This is a genomic window from uncultured Algibacter sp. (assembly GCF_947495675.1).
Lineage (GTDB): Bacteria > Bacteroidota > Bacteroidia > Flavobacteriales > Flavobacteriaceae > Algibacter_B.
Genome location: NZ_CANLZX010000014.1, coordinates 27,092 through 43,297, shown reverse-complemented (window position 1 = coordinate 43,297; position 16,206 = coordinate 27,092). Strand labels below are relative to the sequence as shown.

Annotated in this window: 14 protein-coding genes; all 14 read right to left on the bottom strand. The window is 29.2% G+C overall.

All coding sequences use genetic code 11. From position 1 onward, the window contains the following. Positions 1-36: 36 nt before the first annotated feature. Positions 37-777 (bottom strand): shikimate dehydrogenase, encoded by a 741-nt coding sequence (locus Q0842_RS10805; RefSeq protein ID WP_298497899.1) that lies wholly within the window; start codon positions 775-777, stop codon positions 37-39. Beyond that, entirely contained in the window at positions 774-1,790 is a 1,017-nt protein-coding gene (locus Q0842_RS10800) for a DUF368 domain-containing protein (protein WP_298497897.1), read from the bottom strand. Before Q0842_RS10800 ends, Q0842_RS10805 begins: the two co-directional genes overlap by 4 nt. 2 nt (positions 1,791-1,792) lie before the next feature. Beyond that, positions 1,793-2,710: a DUF368 domain-containing protein gene (locus Q0842_RS10795; protein ID WP_298497895.1), complete on the bottom strand. Its 918-nt coding sequence runs from the start codon at positions 2,708-2,710 to the stop codon at positions 1,793-1,795. Between the two features lie 73 nt (positions 2,711-2,783). Next, positions 2,784-4,175 carry a tetratricopeptide repeat protein gene (locus Q0842_RS10790; protein WP_298497893.1) on the bottom strand — a complete coding sequence of 464 codons (1,392 nt, stop codon included), beginning with the start codon at positions 4,173-4,175 and terminating at the stop codon, positions 2,784-2,786. A 157-nt stretch (positions 4,176-4,332) separates the two neighbouring features. Next, positions 4,333-5,517, bottom strand: a complete 1,185-nt coding sequence (locus Q0842_RS10785) for an aspartate aminotransferase family protein (protein WP_298497891.1) — start codon at positions 5,515-5,517, stop codon at positions 4,333-4,335. A gap of 6 nt (positions 5,518-5,523) precedes the next feature. Beyond that, a complete protein-coding gene (locus Q0842_RS10780) occupies positions 5,524-7,359 on the bottom strand; it encodes an OstA-like protein (protein WP_366941119.1) in 1,836 nt (611 codons plus the stop codon). 111 nt (positions 7,360-7,470) lie between these two features. Beyond that, a complete protein-coding gene (locus tag Q0842_RS10775; RefSeq protein ID WP_298497889.1) occupies positions 7,471-8,394 on the bottom strand; it encodes a M28 family peptidase in 924 nt (307 codons plus the stop codon). A gap of 59 nt (positions 8,395-8,453) precedes the next feature. Then, complete coding sequence (locus Q0842_RS10770; protein WP_298497888.1) at positions 8,454-9,011, bottom strand: hypothetical protein; 558 nt, start codon at positions 9,009-9,011, stop codon at positions 8,454-8,456. A 488-nt stretch (positions 9,012-9,499) separates the two neighbouring features. Beyond that, a complete protein-coding gene (locus Q0842_RS10765) occupies positions 9,500-10,228 on the bottom strand; it encodes a hypothetical protein (protein ID WP_298497886.1) in 729 nt (242 codons plus the stop codon). An 87-nt stretch (positions 10,229-10,315) separates the two neighbouring features. Continuing rightward, positions 10,316-10,555, bottom strand: a complete 240-nt coding sequence (locus Q0842_RS10760; RefSeq protein ID WP_298497884.1) for a hypothetical protein — start codon at positions 10,553-10,555, stop codon at positions 10,316-10,318. 400 nt (positions 10,556-10,955) lie between these two features. Further along, a complete protein-coding gene (locus Q0842_RS10755; RefSeq protein ID WP_298497882.1) occupies positions 10,956-11,615 on the bottom strand; it encodes an AraC family transcriptional regulator in 660 nt (219 codons plus the stop codon). A gap of 554 nt (positions 11,616-12,169) precedes the next feature. After that, positions 12,170-13,444: an adenylosuccinate synthase gene (locus Q0842_RS10750; RefSeq protein WP_298497880.1), complete on the bottom strand. Its 1,275-nt coding sequence runs from the start codon at positions 13,442-13,444 to the stop codon at positions 12,170-12,172. Positions 13,445-13,453: 9 nt separating this feature from the next. Beyond that, a complete protein-coding gene (locus Q0842_RS10745) occupies positions 13,454-13,912 on the bottom strand; it encodes a Fur family transcriptional regulator (protein ID WP_298497878.1) in 459 nt (152 codons plus the stop codon). A gap of 25 nt (positions 13,913-13,937) precedes the next feature. Further along, the gene (locus tag Q0842_RS10740) at positions 13,938-16,163 is read right to left on the bottom strand and encodes a RelA/SpoT family protein (protein ID WP_298497876.1); all 2,226 of its coding nucleotides are present in this window, start codon (positions 16,161-16,163) and stop codon (positions 13,938-13,940) included. Positions 16,164-16,206 lie beyond the last annotated feature (43 nt).

The window sequence follows — 16,206 nt, the reverse complement described above, 5'->3', positions numbered from 1 at the left end:
AACAAGTAGAGTAATTACAAAGTACTACGAACGGTTTTATTTAATATCCCAAATAGACCAAGATTTTTCTGCTTGCAGTCTTAACATGTTTAAACCATTAATTATTGTGGCTTTATTTTGTTTGCCTAGACTTAAAAACTTGGTTTCCTCTGGGTTATAAATTAAATCAAATAAAATATGGTTTTTTGTAATGGCTGCATATGGGATATTTGGACAATCTTCAATATTAGGGAAAGTTCCTAAAGGTGTGCAGTTAACAATAATTTGGTGTTCTTTTATATCTTTTTCTGTTAAAGTATTATAAGTGAAACTAACACCATCTTTTAAGTTTCTTGAAACGTATTGATAGCTTATGCCAAGTTCATTAAAAGTATATGCAATGGCTTTACTTGCGCCACCTGTGCCTAAAATTAATGCCTTTTTATGATGTGATTTTATATAAGGTTTTAGTGTGTTTTTAAAACCATAGCAATCTGTGTTATAGCCTACTAGTTTGCCTTTTTTTGTAATTCTAATGGTATTTACCGCACCAATAGCTTTGGCTTTTTTATTGATTTTATCTAGATAAGGAATCACTTGTTCTTTATAAGGAATAGTAACATTTAATCCTTTTAAGTTTTTTGTGTCTTTGATTATTGAAGGAAATAAATCGATATTTTTAATGTCGAAATTTTCATATGAAATATCATTAATGTTTTCATCTTCAAACTTTTTTTTAAAATATGATCTTGAGAAAGAATATGAAATATCTTTACCTAATAAACCTAACTTTTTCATGTTATTTTTCTAGTTTTTTGTCCGTACCATTCTAATGCCAAAACTATAGCAATTCCTAGGATAATGAAACAAATAGCATAATAAGTTTCGCTATTTAATTCTGGAATGAATCGTTGGTAGTTTTTAATTATCATTTCGCCCCTAGAATCTAAAAGAACATTTCCAGAAGCATCAAAATTGTAAATTGTTTTTTTCCAAGGCCATACAACACCTAAAGAACCTATAATAAAACCAATAATAGCAGAAAGTGTTATGCTTTTGTAGTGATTTAAAATATAACTTAAAGCATGCGAAAAGGTTACTAAACCAGTTACAGAACCTAACGTAAATACAGCTAAGACTTTTAACATTCTTATGCGTTCTAAATTTTTAATAAAACCGAAGTCGCCACGAATAATTTCTGTAAACGTATCATATAATGCATTTACAGAATCAACTAATAACAAAACATAATTTCCTAAAAGAATAAGAATAAATGAACCGGAGAAACCAGGGAGTGTCATACCAGAAACACTAATAATACCACAGAAAAAAACAAACCAAAGATTATCGTTTTCTTTCGCAGGGTTTAAAAAGCTAATGCTAATACCAAGTATTATTCCAATAGCAAGTGAGATGTATGTTTTATAATTCCAGTCTTTAAAATCTTTATTTATATAATAAATAGAACCTATAATCATACCAAAAAAAACGCTCCAAACAAAGAGTTCGTAGTGTTTTATTAGGTAATCTAACACTTTAGAAATACTAAAATAACTTACAATCATTCCAAGGAATAGTAAGCTTAAAAAACGCCCATTTATATATTTATAAAAACTATTAAAACGTCCGTTAATAAGTAGTTTAAATGCAGTTTTGTTTACTTTTCTTAGCGAATAAATAAATTCCTCATAAAAGCCAGCAACAAAAGCAACAACACCTCCAGAAACACCAGGTACTTTGTTAGCAGCACCCATACCTAATCCTTTTAAAATTAGAAAAAGTTTATCGGTAAGAGTTCTGGTGCTTTCCATTGTTATTTTTTAGAACCTACGCGTTCAAGAATAAAAATGGTTAAAAACCCTAAAATCATTAAGAGAAATGCTAACATAAATTGGTTGTCACCTTCAAAAGAAAAAGGAGAAATGCTTTCTTGTAGTAAAGGGGCTTTTATGCCTTTAGAATCTGTATGCCAAGATAACGTGTTTTTCCAAGGCCAAACTTTATTTAACGAACCAAAAATAAAGCCTGTTAAAAGCGCTAAGGTTATGTTGTGATAGTTTTTAAAAAGCCATTTTAACACATGACTAAAACTAAGTAAACCTATAATAGCACCTGTGCCAAAAATGATTATTTTTTTTATGTCGATATCATGAATAGCGTTACTAAGTGTTTTATAAGCTCCTAGAATAATAAGAATAAAAGATCCAGAGATGCCAGGAAGTATCATGGCGCAAATAGCTATGGCACCTGCTAAAAATAGAAACCATGGATTATCATTGGTGCCTAAAGATGGTAATTTGCTAATATAAAAGGCTAAAGCAGCACCAACAATTAAGCACAAAATAGATGCAAGACTCCATTTAGTAATTTGTTTGCCAACAAAATATATACTAGCTACAATGAGCCCAAAAAAGAATGACCAAATTAGTATAGGATGATGTTCCAGTAAATATTTAGCGAGTTTCATAAAAGATACAAAGCTCACTATAATTCCAGAAAGTAGTGCCAATAAAAAATTACCATTTGCTTGTTGCCAAAAAGCTTTTAATCCTTTACTAAAAAGTGTTTTAAAAAGTGCTCCATTAATATTACTTATTGTAGATATTAGCTCTTCGTAAATTCCAGAAATAAAAGCGATTGTACCACCAGAAACTCCAGGAACAGCATCTGCTGCACCCATGGCTAAGCCTTTAAATGATATGATTAAGTAATCTTTGAGACGTCTTTGCATGTTAGTTTATTTGCGAAAACCAAAGGTATACAATTGAGAATTAAAAAAAAATTAATATAAGCGTATGAAAGCCTTACTTGTAAATTTGTTTCAGTATGTTTTTAACAAGTAATTCGTTTGAGACGTTAGGGAAGAGCTCTTCTAGAATAAAAGTGTATTCCTCATTATGCTTAAAACCATTTTTAAGATAAAAAGCACCTTTATCATGTTCTTTTAATGTAAAATATAATCCAGCTAATCTGTACTCTAACTCAGCATTTTCAGGGTAAAACTCAATAGCTTGTTCAAAGTTAAAAATTGCTGCTTGTGGCTCACCTAATTTTATTAGTAAATCGCCACGAGAAAGCCATGTGTTAAGTTCGTAGTTACCTAAATCTATTGTTTTTTTATAACCACGTTCGGCTTCTTCATAAAAGGCTAAACGATGATTTATTTGCGAGTATAATTTCCAGTATTTAACATTTTCAGAATCTATATTTATAGCTTTATTTATAAAAAATAATGCTTTTTGATAGTTTCCTTTTTTATTGTAAAATTTAGTAATGGCAATCCATCCTTTATCTAATAAAGGGTCTTCATGTACCGTTCTGTCATAATATTGAAGCGCTAAATCGAAATTCTCTAACTTTTCATAACAATTACCAATTCGTAATAATGCAAACGAAGTTGGTTCTTCCAATTTTAAAGTAATCGTATAGTTTTCAATAGCATCTTCATATTGCTTTAAATGCTCTAAAACTTTACCTCGCTCTAGGTAAGCACCAACAAAAGTATCATCAGAAATTATAGCAAAATCATAAGCTGTTAATGCTTTATTATAATCTTTTAAAGTATAATATTGTTTTCCTAATTGATGCCATGCAACTTCACAATAAGGGTTTTTGTCTAAAAATGTATTTAAATATGAAATAGCATCTTCATTTTGATTTAAAAACTCATAGCAGTAAATAATGTTATAAAGTGCAGAATAATCATCTATGTCAACATCTAAACATTTCATAAAAAATGTTTTAGCGTTTTCATATTGGTCTAAAAATAAATATTCCATACCAATAAGCGAATATATATCTACAACATCATTAGTAAGTTCTAAAGCTTGTTTAAGAACTTCAATTGCTTGTTCATGATCATCTTTTTTAGAGAAAATATTAGCTTTTTGTATGTATATTTCTTCGTTTTTAGGATCTATTGTATATAAGTCATTTAAAAGGCTATCAGCCTCAGTAAGCTTGTTTTCAAAAACATAAATTTCAACCTTAAAGAGTCTTAAATTAATTGAAGTTGGATGTTGATCTAAACCTAATTTAATGGCTTTTTTGGCTAGCGCTATCTTACCCTGATTAAGGTAATGATGAATGATGTTTTCAAATTCTTCAGAATCAAAGAATAAAACATGATTCGTTTTTAACATCGATTCAAACTTGGTAAGGGGCAAATTGTTGTTGTCATTATGACTTAACTCCATAAGCGCTTTTGTAAGTTTTTTACTTGAATAAATTTAAGCTTCTATTTGCTTTACTATAGATTATTGAGCAAATGTTTTTAACAAAGTAATCAACATTAGAGGTGTTTAGTGGTTTTTAACACTATTTAGTGTTGGTTTTTAGCGAGTTATGTGGTTTTTAAGTATGTTGTATTTCGTCTAAAACATCCATAATTATTTGGCATCCTTTAATGATTTCATCGTTAGAGATGGTTAAAGGTGGTGTAATTCTTACTGCTTTAGGCTCAAAAAGAAGCCAAAATAATATTAATCCGCGTTCTTGGCATTTTAATATTATTGAATTTGTTACCTCTGCTGATAGAGTTATTAAAGCCAACATTAACCCTTTTCCTCTAATTTCTTTAATTAAGGGGTGAATTAACAGTTTTCTAAATAATTGTTCTTTTTGTAGAGTTTCGTGTATTAAATTACTTTCTGTAATTTCTTTTAAAGTCGCTAGGGCAGAGGCTGCAATAACAGGATGTCCACCAAAAGTTGTGATATGTCCTAATTTAGGGTGGTCTTGAAATAAATCCATGAGTTTTTCTGAAGCTGTAAAAGCACCTATTGGCATGCCGCCACCTAGTCCTTTGCCCATAACCAATATATCAGGAATACATTGGTAGTTTTCAAAACCAAAAAGTTTACCAGTTCGCCCTATGCCAGGTTGTATCTCATCTAGGATTAAAAGCGCACCAACTTCATTACATCTAGCTTTAACTTTTTTTAAATAGCCATTAAATGGTTCAATAAAACCAGCACCTCCTTGTATGGTTTCTAAGATTACACATGCTGTTTTTGTAGTTATTTGTAGTAAGTGATCTTCATTATTAAAGTGAATAAACTTTACATCTGGTAAAAGGGGTCTAAAAGCTTGTTTACGTTCTTCAAAACCCATAACACTCATAGCTCCCATGGTATTACCATGGTATGCTTTATTAGCCGCAATAATCTCACTACGTCCTGTAGCGCGTTTAGCTAATTTTAAAGCACCTTCAATTGCTTCTGTACCAGAATTTGTTAAGTATGTTTTTTGTAAAGTTTTTGGTAAATGAGATGCCAGTAATTTTGTGAGCTCTACTGCTGGTTTCTGAATATATTCTCCATATACCATTACATGCATATAACTGTCTAGTTGCTTTTTTATGGCAGTAACAATTTTAGGATGATTATGCCCTAATGGACATGCAGAAACACCAGCAACAAAATCTAAAAAAGCCTTGTTATTAGTATCGTATATATAAGAACCCTTTGCATGAGAAATCTCCATGGCTAATGGGTGAGTTGTTGTTTGAGCTTGGTATTTAAAGAATTCAGACTTCATTTATGTCTATTCGTTAGCAACAGGTTTTTTTACTGGAAGAATAAGTTTTTTAGGAGTTTTTTGAAGTTTCTTTTTTAAGAGAGCCTCATCTTTTTCTTTTTTTGTAGTTTTTGGTAAGTTTCTTGCTGCTTTTGATGCGACACCTGGATTAGTTGTGGTATTTTTTTTTGCATTTTTTATACGTTCAAGCATGTCTTTATCTACAAAATCGTCTTGAGGTATATAATCTTCCAATCCTTTAATTATTGGCAATTCCAATGGTGGGTCGTCTTTAAATAAATCATCAACGCTCTGCGGGCGTTCTTCTTCACGCCAATCAAAACCTTTTAAAAATTTCTCTTTTTCTGGAAATTGAGATTCTGGAAATAAGTTTCCGTCTATTTGGTTATACCTTGTATATTCATCGATATCGCCATTGTCAAATAAAATGGTAATACTACCAGATTTAGATTTATCAATTCCTATAAGTTCTTGTTTGTCATTTCTAGCATAGAAAATTGATTGTGCATTTCTTGTAACATCAACTTGTTTTAGTTGATTTTCATTATCAAATAAGCCTACCAATCTTTTACCATTTATTTGATTATAGCCATTTTTACTAATCGTATCTCTACTAATAATAAAGGCATTTTCAAAAACTAAAAGTGAATCAATTTTTTCTGTTTCGTTATTAGAAAGTAAATGAATTGTATCTCCTGTCATTTGGTTTTCTAAATTCCAAAGAATTGGTTTTCGTTTTACAGAAAATTTATCACCCGAAGACAAATTATCAATATTTAATAATTTGGTAACTCCAGTTTTTTGATCTGAATGAATAGAATCTGATTTTCCGCTTAAATCTGTTTTAAAAATTTTAGCGTTATAGTAAGCTTTAATAATTCGGTTATCGGGCTTTCCCGTTACCATAATTTTATCGGCATGAATGTAAACCGAATCTTTTTCTTGTACCGTTATGGCTAAAGCACGTTTAGTAATAAATACAGAGTCTTTTTCTTTAAAAACTTCGGCATAATGTCCTTTAATAATACTGTTATTTATAGTGTCTGTAACTTTTATATTATTGGTTGCAGAGGCAAAACTTTTGTTGTTGTCAAAGTATAAACTGTCCCCTTCAATAATTCTGTTATCGTAATTTATTTTTGCCTTTTTTAAGGCATACCCAACTTTGTTTTCGGTATCATAAAATCCTTTTTCGCAATAGGTTTTACTTGTTTCTGTAGTTATTGTTGATGGCCCATAAAGATATGCAAAACCTGTATCTGAATAAAAATCGAAGTAATCTGAGTTTATTGTAGATTCATCACTTACTAAAACAACATCTTCAACAAATCTATATTTTTTAATATCCATGTAATACCTACCAATTTTACTGGTTATGGTTCCAGAAGAATCTTTTACAACGGTACCACCGCTTCGGTAAAATGCCTGTTGCCTAGTTCTATCCATATATAAAGTGTCAGACTTAATTGTAGAATTAGGGTCTTTCATAACAACATCTCCACTTGCAAAAGCTAATTCTGTTAAGCCACTATACTCAATATATTGCGAAGTCATGTTTATGGTATCACCTTGTTTTAAAATAACATTGCCATAGGCTTCAATAAAATTATCTTTACTATAATGAATAGCTTTATCGCACCACATGTTAGCGCCTCCGTGTTCTATATGTACTTGTTGGGCATCATCTCTAGTTAAAATTTTTGCTCCAGGAAAATTAGCTTCATCAATAGTTAATTTACCAGCATACTCAATTTTAATTTTTTTTGTAGACTGGGCATGTAAACTCATTGTTGATACAAAACCAAATAATAGGATAAAAAGTAGTGCTTGTAGTTTGTTCAAAATGTAAAATGTTTGTCGCAAAAATAACGATAATTATAATGTATAATTGTTTTGAAACAAAAAACGCTCCAAAATGTTTTGGAGCGTTTTTTTGATTAGCTTCAAGAGTGTTTACTTTAATTGTTTTATACTCAAAAATAATTGTTCGATTACAGCACACATTTTATCAATATCTAAGGTTTCAATAGTGTCATTTTCAGTATGATAGTTTTTATTTCTGTAGAAAGCTGTATTTGTTATCATAATGGCAGGATAATCAAATTTCCAATAATTTAAATGATCAGAATAATCAACACCAGCTATTAAACTAGAACCTTTAAAATTAATAGTTTTAATTAGAAATTGTTCTTTCATTAAAGCCTCCATTTCTTTACCAAACGCTCCACTTTTTTCACTTTGAACTACAGTTATAAAATCTGCTACATTACCATGTTTTAAAGACATTTCTTTTATTGGGTAATTTTGAGAATTCTTTTCTTCACTATAATACCCAATCATTTCTAAACAAATCATCCCTTTTACTTTAATTTTTTTAGTGTGTAAATAATTGGCATGGATATAACTGCCCATATATGGCGTTCTAAAAAAGGGTGGTTCTTCTAAAGAGTATGCTACAAAATCTATTCTATAATTTAGTTTTTCTTTTGAGAGTAAACGCGCTAACTCTATTAGTCCAACTGTTCCGCTTGCATTATCATCAGCTCCTTGTTGATTACCGCATACATCATAATGAGCACCAATTATGATTCTTTCTTTATGTTTTATGCCAATAGACCCAATAACATTTTTGTAAACATTGCCATTTACTTTAAATTGTTGAAACGTAACAGAGTCACAAACTTTGCTTAATTCAGAATTAATATAGTTGGCTACACTATTAAGCGTTTCTATATTTTGATAGTTTCTGCTTTTAGGTGTTTGAGTTATTGGTATTAAATCTGTATTTACTCTGGTTTTATTTACCCACTTTAAGTCAGCTTTTTGAGGGTAAATATTAATTGAGATTAGTAAAAACAAACAGATTTTTATTTTCATAAATGGGTTATTTTTAAAAACGCTCCAAAATGTTTTGGAGCGTTTAAGGGTTAGTTTGTTTAAAACAAATTAAAGGTCAAAAAGTATTTGTAACCACCTTGGTCTATCATAATCCAAGCAACTAATTTTCCTGTTTCAGGTTCAAAAAGCAATGTTCCTAGTGGAGTTTCTGGTTCTTCCTTTCTGTAATATGCAAAAACATTTGAATCTTTTTCATACATTTTTTCACCACTAATACTTTTCATTGCTTGGTCTTCATCAAATGGTTTATAAATTTCATGTTCTTTATAAAACCTTACAGGTTTGGCATCTAAATTTTCAAGACCAAAACTATCAATCGTTTTTCTAAAACTATAGAAAAGTGTGTCAAAAACCTCAAGTCTTTTTTCTCGTCTTTCTGTAATTGTATCATTTAAGACATAGTCGAAAAATATAAACTTATCGAATAATGTATCTTTTGAAATTTGATTTTTATTTTGTCCTTCAACATATTTAGCCAACTTTAAAAGTTTGTGGTAATGAAATTTTTCATTCTCAGTCCAATTCTCAAATTTTTTGTCTTGTCCAAAACATATAAAAGAAGTTAAAATAAGAATACTAATTATTGCTTTTTTCATAATTTTTCTTGATTTCAATTCTTACGTTTTAGGAGGTAAATATTTAAGTTTCCACTTTGGATGTGAAGAATAATCATACCACAACCAAAAAAACAAATAATTTTTCTTGAAATTTCTATAAAGTACTTGTTTGGAATTTATGTTTTTTATTTTCTTGTTGTGTTCAAATACTTTCTGAATATTATGATATTTTTTATTTTTTATTAAAAGTTCACAATCTTGGAAACTATAATTTTTATCACTATAACAATAATTTAAAGTCCCAAAAAAATAATTCCCAAAGCCTCCGTCATAACTAATTGCATTTGTTAGTATAATTAACATGCTTGAAATTATTAACCTGATTTTTATTTTAGTCCGTTTTGAATACTTTTTGAGCATTTTATAGCCTAAAAAATATATGATTAAAAAAATTATTAAAAATGATGAGAAGACTAAAAGATAGTACATGTTAATTACATTTTGAAGTTTATATCTTAAATTTCAACTTATGGCTTTTCATTTAATAAGTAAGGTTTAGTTGGTCCAACTCCAAAAACTAAATGAGGAAAGAATGAAATGATTTTATTATTTTCAATAGTAAATAGCATAACTCTATTTGTTTTATTATCGAACATTACAAAATAAATCGATTTTAATTTATTGTATTCAAGACTTAAATACATATCAGATTTCAATAAATTCGCATGGTTTTTTACTTCAGAATAATGAATAATTTTATAATCTTGCCAAGATTCTTTATCATAGGATTCTTTGTACATAGCTGAATATTGACCAATAGTTTCTATAATACTTAAACTGTCTTTTTTTGTTTTATTATATATTGAGAAATTGGAATTAATAAAATTATTGTCAATATTAAGTTTTAAAGCTTCTTCGAATCTATTCTTTGCATGACTTTCAATTTTACTAATTTGTAACTCATTATATTGTTTATTTAGTTTTTTTATATTTTTTTTGTTTCCTTCTCTGTAAGCTATTTGGATTAGACTATCAAGATTTTTTCTTCCATTTTTTTTGCTTTCCAGTTCTCTTATTTGACTGTATTTGTTGCTAAGTTCTATTATACTTTCATAGTTATTCTCTCTATTTACGAGTATATTTTCTATAAAATTTTTGATAAGTTTTTTGTCTTTTTCGATTGTAGAATTATTTTTTGTATTACCACAGGAAATAAATAATAGAAAAATAATAATAAGGTAAAGTTTTTTTTTCATAATATAAATAATTAGAAGATTATCTTTATTTTATAAGTAAAGATAATCTTCGTTTTGAATTAATTTTTAATCACAATCACCTGATTGTTAAGGAGCATTATTAGTAGTAGTTTCAGTTGTATATTCATCATTTTCTGGTAAATATTTTATATACTCACCTAAAACGGAAGGGGCAGAACCTCCTCCTCCAGGGTATAAAGGAGAATAGCAGTTTGGTAAATTAATAGTTTTATAACTATAAATATAAAAGTGATAACTTTCCTGATTCGCACGTTTTTCTATAATAAAATTCTCGAACGTAGCTTCAGGATTTATAGGACTTTCCATTTTAAATGTATAAGCCTCTGAAGTAGATGTAATGGCTTGATAAATTTCATCAGTTAATATTGTAAATGGGTTATTTGAATTACTGGTTTTTGAAGCATTTGTTGTTTTATTAATTAAGTTATATTGTTTAGCAATTTTATTTATGGTCTTATCTAATTTTGTTGCTGCTTTAATCTCTTCTAGTAATACTTGTTTAACTTTAACATTACTTGTTATTTCTTTTTTTTAATGGTTTCATTAATGATATTATCATCTTTTTCGCAATTACTGAAAATAACTGTTAAAAAAAGTAAAACGTGATTTTTAAAAAATGTTTCATGTTTGTAAATATAGTTTTGGTTAATTAATGAAACAATAGTATTGCAATTTTAAAAGGTTAAAGTCCAGTATGTTTATAAACTTAAAGATTTCGGACACTTTTTTTATACTCAACAGGTGTTTTTCCTGTAAATTTTTTAAATGCTGAGTAAAAACTAGACTTTGAGTTGAAACCAGCTTCTAATCCAATTGCCACAATAGTATAGTTTTTATAGTCTTGATTATTCAACATGTTTTTTACTTCATCAATTCTCATAAAATTTATATAATCATTAAAACTTAAATCAGAGTTTTTATTAATAAGTTGCGATAAATATCCTTCACTTATGTTTAGCTCTTTGGATAATATTTCTAAAGACAAATTTGGATTAAGAAAACTTTTATTTGTTTTAATATGGTTTCTTAATTTGTTAAAGCTTTTAGAATTGTTGCTTTTATGCGTTTTAAGTTCTTTTTGTTTAAATTCTAAAACTCTTTTTTTACGTAATTCAATTCTACTTTTTAATTGTTGAGATTTATTAATTCCAACATAACCAATCCAATATATAAGTATTGATATTCCTATCCATAATGGATAAAAAATATAAGATTTATTTAAATTAAATATTACAATAATTACTAGTGCTATTGTCCAACACAAGCAAACTATAAGTCCAGTATATACTAGTTTCTTAAGCCAATTAGTTTCAGATTTCACCCAAAGAATATTAAAGCTTTTGTCTTTTTCATGCTTTAAAATCATTCTATAAACAAAAAATATTATTGAAATATTAAAAATGACAGAAGCAAATTCGATATATACGTATATACCTTTTTGGAAATGTATAGAAGCTTTTTGAAAAGTATTATGGGGAAAATTAAGTGTAATTTGTATTATATGAATTAATAATACAATTAAAAAAGGGGATAAGATTATTTTTTTTTTTTAGACTTAACTTTTTGCGACCGATAAATTTATGAACGTACATGTAGAACATGGGTAATATTAACCATTGCCATGGAATAAATATATAATTCAAGAACTGATACTTATTCGTAATATTAGTATCAATTAACCAATATTGAAAATTACTTAGTGATAAAAATAGAACTGTAAGGCCAAGATAAATTGTATTGTTTGTTATATTTTTTTTCTGACTTAAAACTATAACACTAAAAATTATTCCATGTAAAACCCCTGAAATAATAATTATATTAAAAACATTAAAATTCAAACCATTCATAAAACAAATATAAAGAAAAAGACTACTTATCAAGTAGTCTTTAATTTTAATTTAATATGTAGTTGATTTTTGTTTACTTTCTAAAAATAGTCTGTTTTCTATCTGGTCCTACAGAAACTATAGTTATAGGAATTTCTAATTCTTTTTCTAAGAATTCAATATACTCGTTTAGTGCTTTAGGCATTTGTGAAGCTTCAGACATTTCTGTTAAATCTTCTTGCCAACCACTAAAGTCAGAATAAATTGGTTCTACATTTTCAGGTTCAATATTATAAGGTAAATGTTCGATAACTTCGCCTTTATATTTATAAGCAGTACAAACTTTTAATGTTTTAAAACCAGAAAGTACATCGCCTTTCATCATCATAAGCTGTGTAACACCATTTACTTGACAGGCGTATTTTAAGGCTACTAAATCTAACCATCCGCAACGTCTTGGTCTACCTGTAGTAGCTCCAAATTCGTTACCAACTTTAGCCATAGTTGCTCCATCTTCGTCAAACAACTCGGTAGGGAATGGTCCAGAACCAACACGTGTAGTATAAGCTTTAAAAATACCGAACACTTCGCCAATTTGATTTGGCGCAACACCTAATCCTGTACATGCACCTGCTGCTGTTGTATTACTAGAGGTTACAAATGGATAAGTTCCAAAATCAATATCTAAAAGAGATCCTTGAGCACCTTCTGCTAATATTGTTTGTCCTGATTTTTGTGCTTGATAAATATATTCCTCAGAATCAATAAACTTTAAAGACTTTAAAACTTCAACAGCTTTAAAAAATTCGGTTTCTAATTCTTTTAAATCGTATTCTATTTCAACGTTGTAAAAAGCAATCATAGATTCGTGCTTATCTGCAAGTGCTCTATATTTCTCTTTCCAGTCGCTTAATTCTAAATCGCCTACACGAATACCGTTTCTACCGGTTTTATCCATATAAGTTGGTCCAATTCCTTTTAAAGTAGAACCGATTTTAGCTTTGCCTTTTGAAGTTTCACTAGCGGCATCAAGCAACCTGTGTGTTGGTAAAATAATGTGTGCTTTTCTAGAAATCATTAAAGATTTTCTGTAATCAACATCCTGCTCTTCTAATTTATCTAGTTCTCCTTTAAATATTACAGGGTCTATAACTACACCATTTCCTACTAAGTTAGTGGCATCATCATGAAAAATTCCTGATGGTATAGTGTGTAATACATGTTTCTTACCGTTGAAAACTAATGTGTGTCCTGCATTTGGGCCACCTTGAAAACGTGCTATAATATTGTAGTTTGAAGTAAGTACGTCAACAATTTTTCCTTTGCCTTCGTCTCCCCATTGTAGTCCAAGTAGTAAATCTACTGCCATTTTAAAAATTTAGTTTTTAGTTGTTGATTTTCTATTTCCGTAAAAATAGAGCGAGTGGTTATTTATTTCAATATCGAAAACTTCTTCGATTGTTTTTTTAATAGATTGAATTCTAGGGTCGCAAAATTCTATAACTTCTCCTGTATCTGTTAGAATAACATGATCGTGCTGTCTATCAAAATAAGATTTTTCATAGTGTGCTTGGTTTTGCCCAAATTGATGTTTTCTAACTAATTTACACTCAAGAAGTAATTCTATGGTATTGTAAAGTGTTGCACGAGACACACGATACTTTTTGTTTTTCATGTTAAGATATAGTGACTCTATATCAAAATGTTCAGTATTGTTGTAAATCTCTTGGAGTATGGCGTAGCGTTCGGGTGTTTTGCGATGCCCGTTGCTTTCTAAAAAGCTTGTGAATACACTTTTAACAATCTCCTGATTTTTTGAATCTGCCTTTTCGTCCATAATTGCGTCGCAAATTTACACTTTTTTATACTCTTCTTACCTTATCAATACCATTAATTTTTTTAAGTTTTTCAAAAAGCTTTTTAATTATGGTATTATTTTTAACTACTACATTAATTTTTCCTGAAAAAAGCCCGTCGTTACTTTCAAAACTTATACTTTTCATATTTACAAGCATGTTCTCAGAAACAATGTTAGTTATGTCGTTTACTAACCCAATATGGTCAATTCCAGTTAATTCTATTTTTACTTGGAATTCTTGTTGTGAAGAATCAATCCATTTAGCAGGCATGATTCTGTAAGCATAATTAGATTGTAAACTTACAGCGTTAGGACAGTTTTTCTTGTGTACTTTTATACCTTCATTAACGGTTAAAAACCCAAATACTTTATCGCCAGGAATTGGGTTACAACAATTTGATAATTTGTAGTCTAGTTTTTCTTCTTCTTTACCAAAAACTATAGAATCATATTTTAAAGTAATTTCTTGTTTCTCTATTTCTTCTTTAGAGATGGTTTGTTTTCTAGAAATTTTGTTTTTTATATAACTCATTAAAGCATTGCTTCTTGAGGAAGCATAGCTTTTTAACATTGTGTTATCAATAGACCCTAAGCCAATTCTGTAAAATAAATCTAGACTCGTTTTAAGCTTGAAAAAGCTAACCATTTCGTTAATGGTGTTTTCATCAAGCGTTATTTTTAATTGTTTTAACTTTCGTCTTAGAATTTCTTTACCATCTTCACCAATAAGTTTTTTGTCTTCTTTTAAGGCAGATTTAATTTTACTTCTAGATCGAGCTGTTGTAGCATAATCTAGCCAGTTTGTATTTGGTTTTACACTTTCTGAAGTGATAATATCTACTTGGTCACCACTTTTTAATTCGTGACTTAAAGGTACTAGTTTACCATTTACTTTAGCACCTCGTGTTTTCATACCAACTTCGGTATGAATATTAAAAGCAAAATCTAAAGCAGTAGCCCCTTTGGGTAAAGATTTTAAATCTCCAGCAGGAGTGAAAACAAATATTTCTTTAGAATATAGATTTAATTTAAATTGTTCAACAAAATCAACAGCATTCATATCGGGATTTTCAAGAGCTTCTTGCAACTTGTTTATCCAGCTTTCTAAATTATCTTCTTTCTCGGTACCTTGTTTATATTTATAGTGTGCAGCATAGCCTTTTTCGGCAATTTCATGCATACGTTCACTACGTATTTGCACTTCTACCCATCGTCCTCTTGGTCCCATTACAGTTATGTGTAAAGCTTCATAACCTGTTGATTTTGGTGAGGAAATCCAGTCTCGTAATCGTATTGGGTTTGGTCTAAAATGATCTGTTACTATTGAATAAATTTTCCAAGCTAAAAACTTTTCGTTTTGAGGGTCAGAATCACATTTGTAAATAATTCGAATAGCAAATTTATCGTATACTTCATCAAAAGAAACACCTTGATTTATTATTTTTTTTCGAATTGAAAAAATGGATTTTGGTCTTCCTTTTATAGTGTATCTAAGATTTTCTTTGTCAAGAGAATTTTTTATAACATCACTAAATTGATTGATATACTCATCTTGCTCTTCTTTGCTTTCTTTTATTTTATCTAATATGTCATTATACGTATCGGGTTCAGTATATTTTAAACCTAAATCTTCTAATTCGGTTTTAATATTATAGAGTCCAATTCTATGTGCAAGAGGAGCGTAAATATATAAGGTCTCAGATGCTATTTTGATTTGTTTATCAGCACGCATAGAATCCATAGTTTGCATATTATGGAGTCTGTCTGCAATTTTTATAATAATTACTCTAACATCATCATTTAGAGTTAAAAGCATTTTACGAAAGTTCTCTGCTTGCAAAGAAACATCCATATCTTTTTCTTTACTTAAAGATGATATTTTTGTAAGACCATCAACAATTTTTGCAATAGTTGGTCCAAATTGTTTTTCAATATCTTCAATTTCATAATCTGGGCTATCTTCAACAACATCATGAAGAAGGGCAGCGGCAATTGATGTAGCATCTAATCCAATTTCTTGAGCTACAATTTTGGCAACAGCCAATGGATGGAAAATGTAAGCTTCTCCAGATTTTCTGCGTTGGTGTTTATGGCCATCAAGAGCAACCTCAAAAGCTTTACGTATAAGCTTTTTGTCGTTATCAGAAAGTGCTGTATAGCTTACTTTTAATAGTTCCTTGTAGGCTTTAGCAATGGCTCCATTTTCTTTTTCTATAGCTTCCTCTGTCATAAATTAAAAGTAAGATAAAGAATATTAATAGCCAACCTCAAAT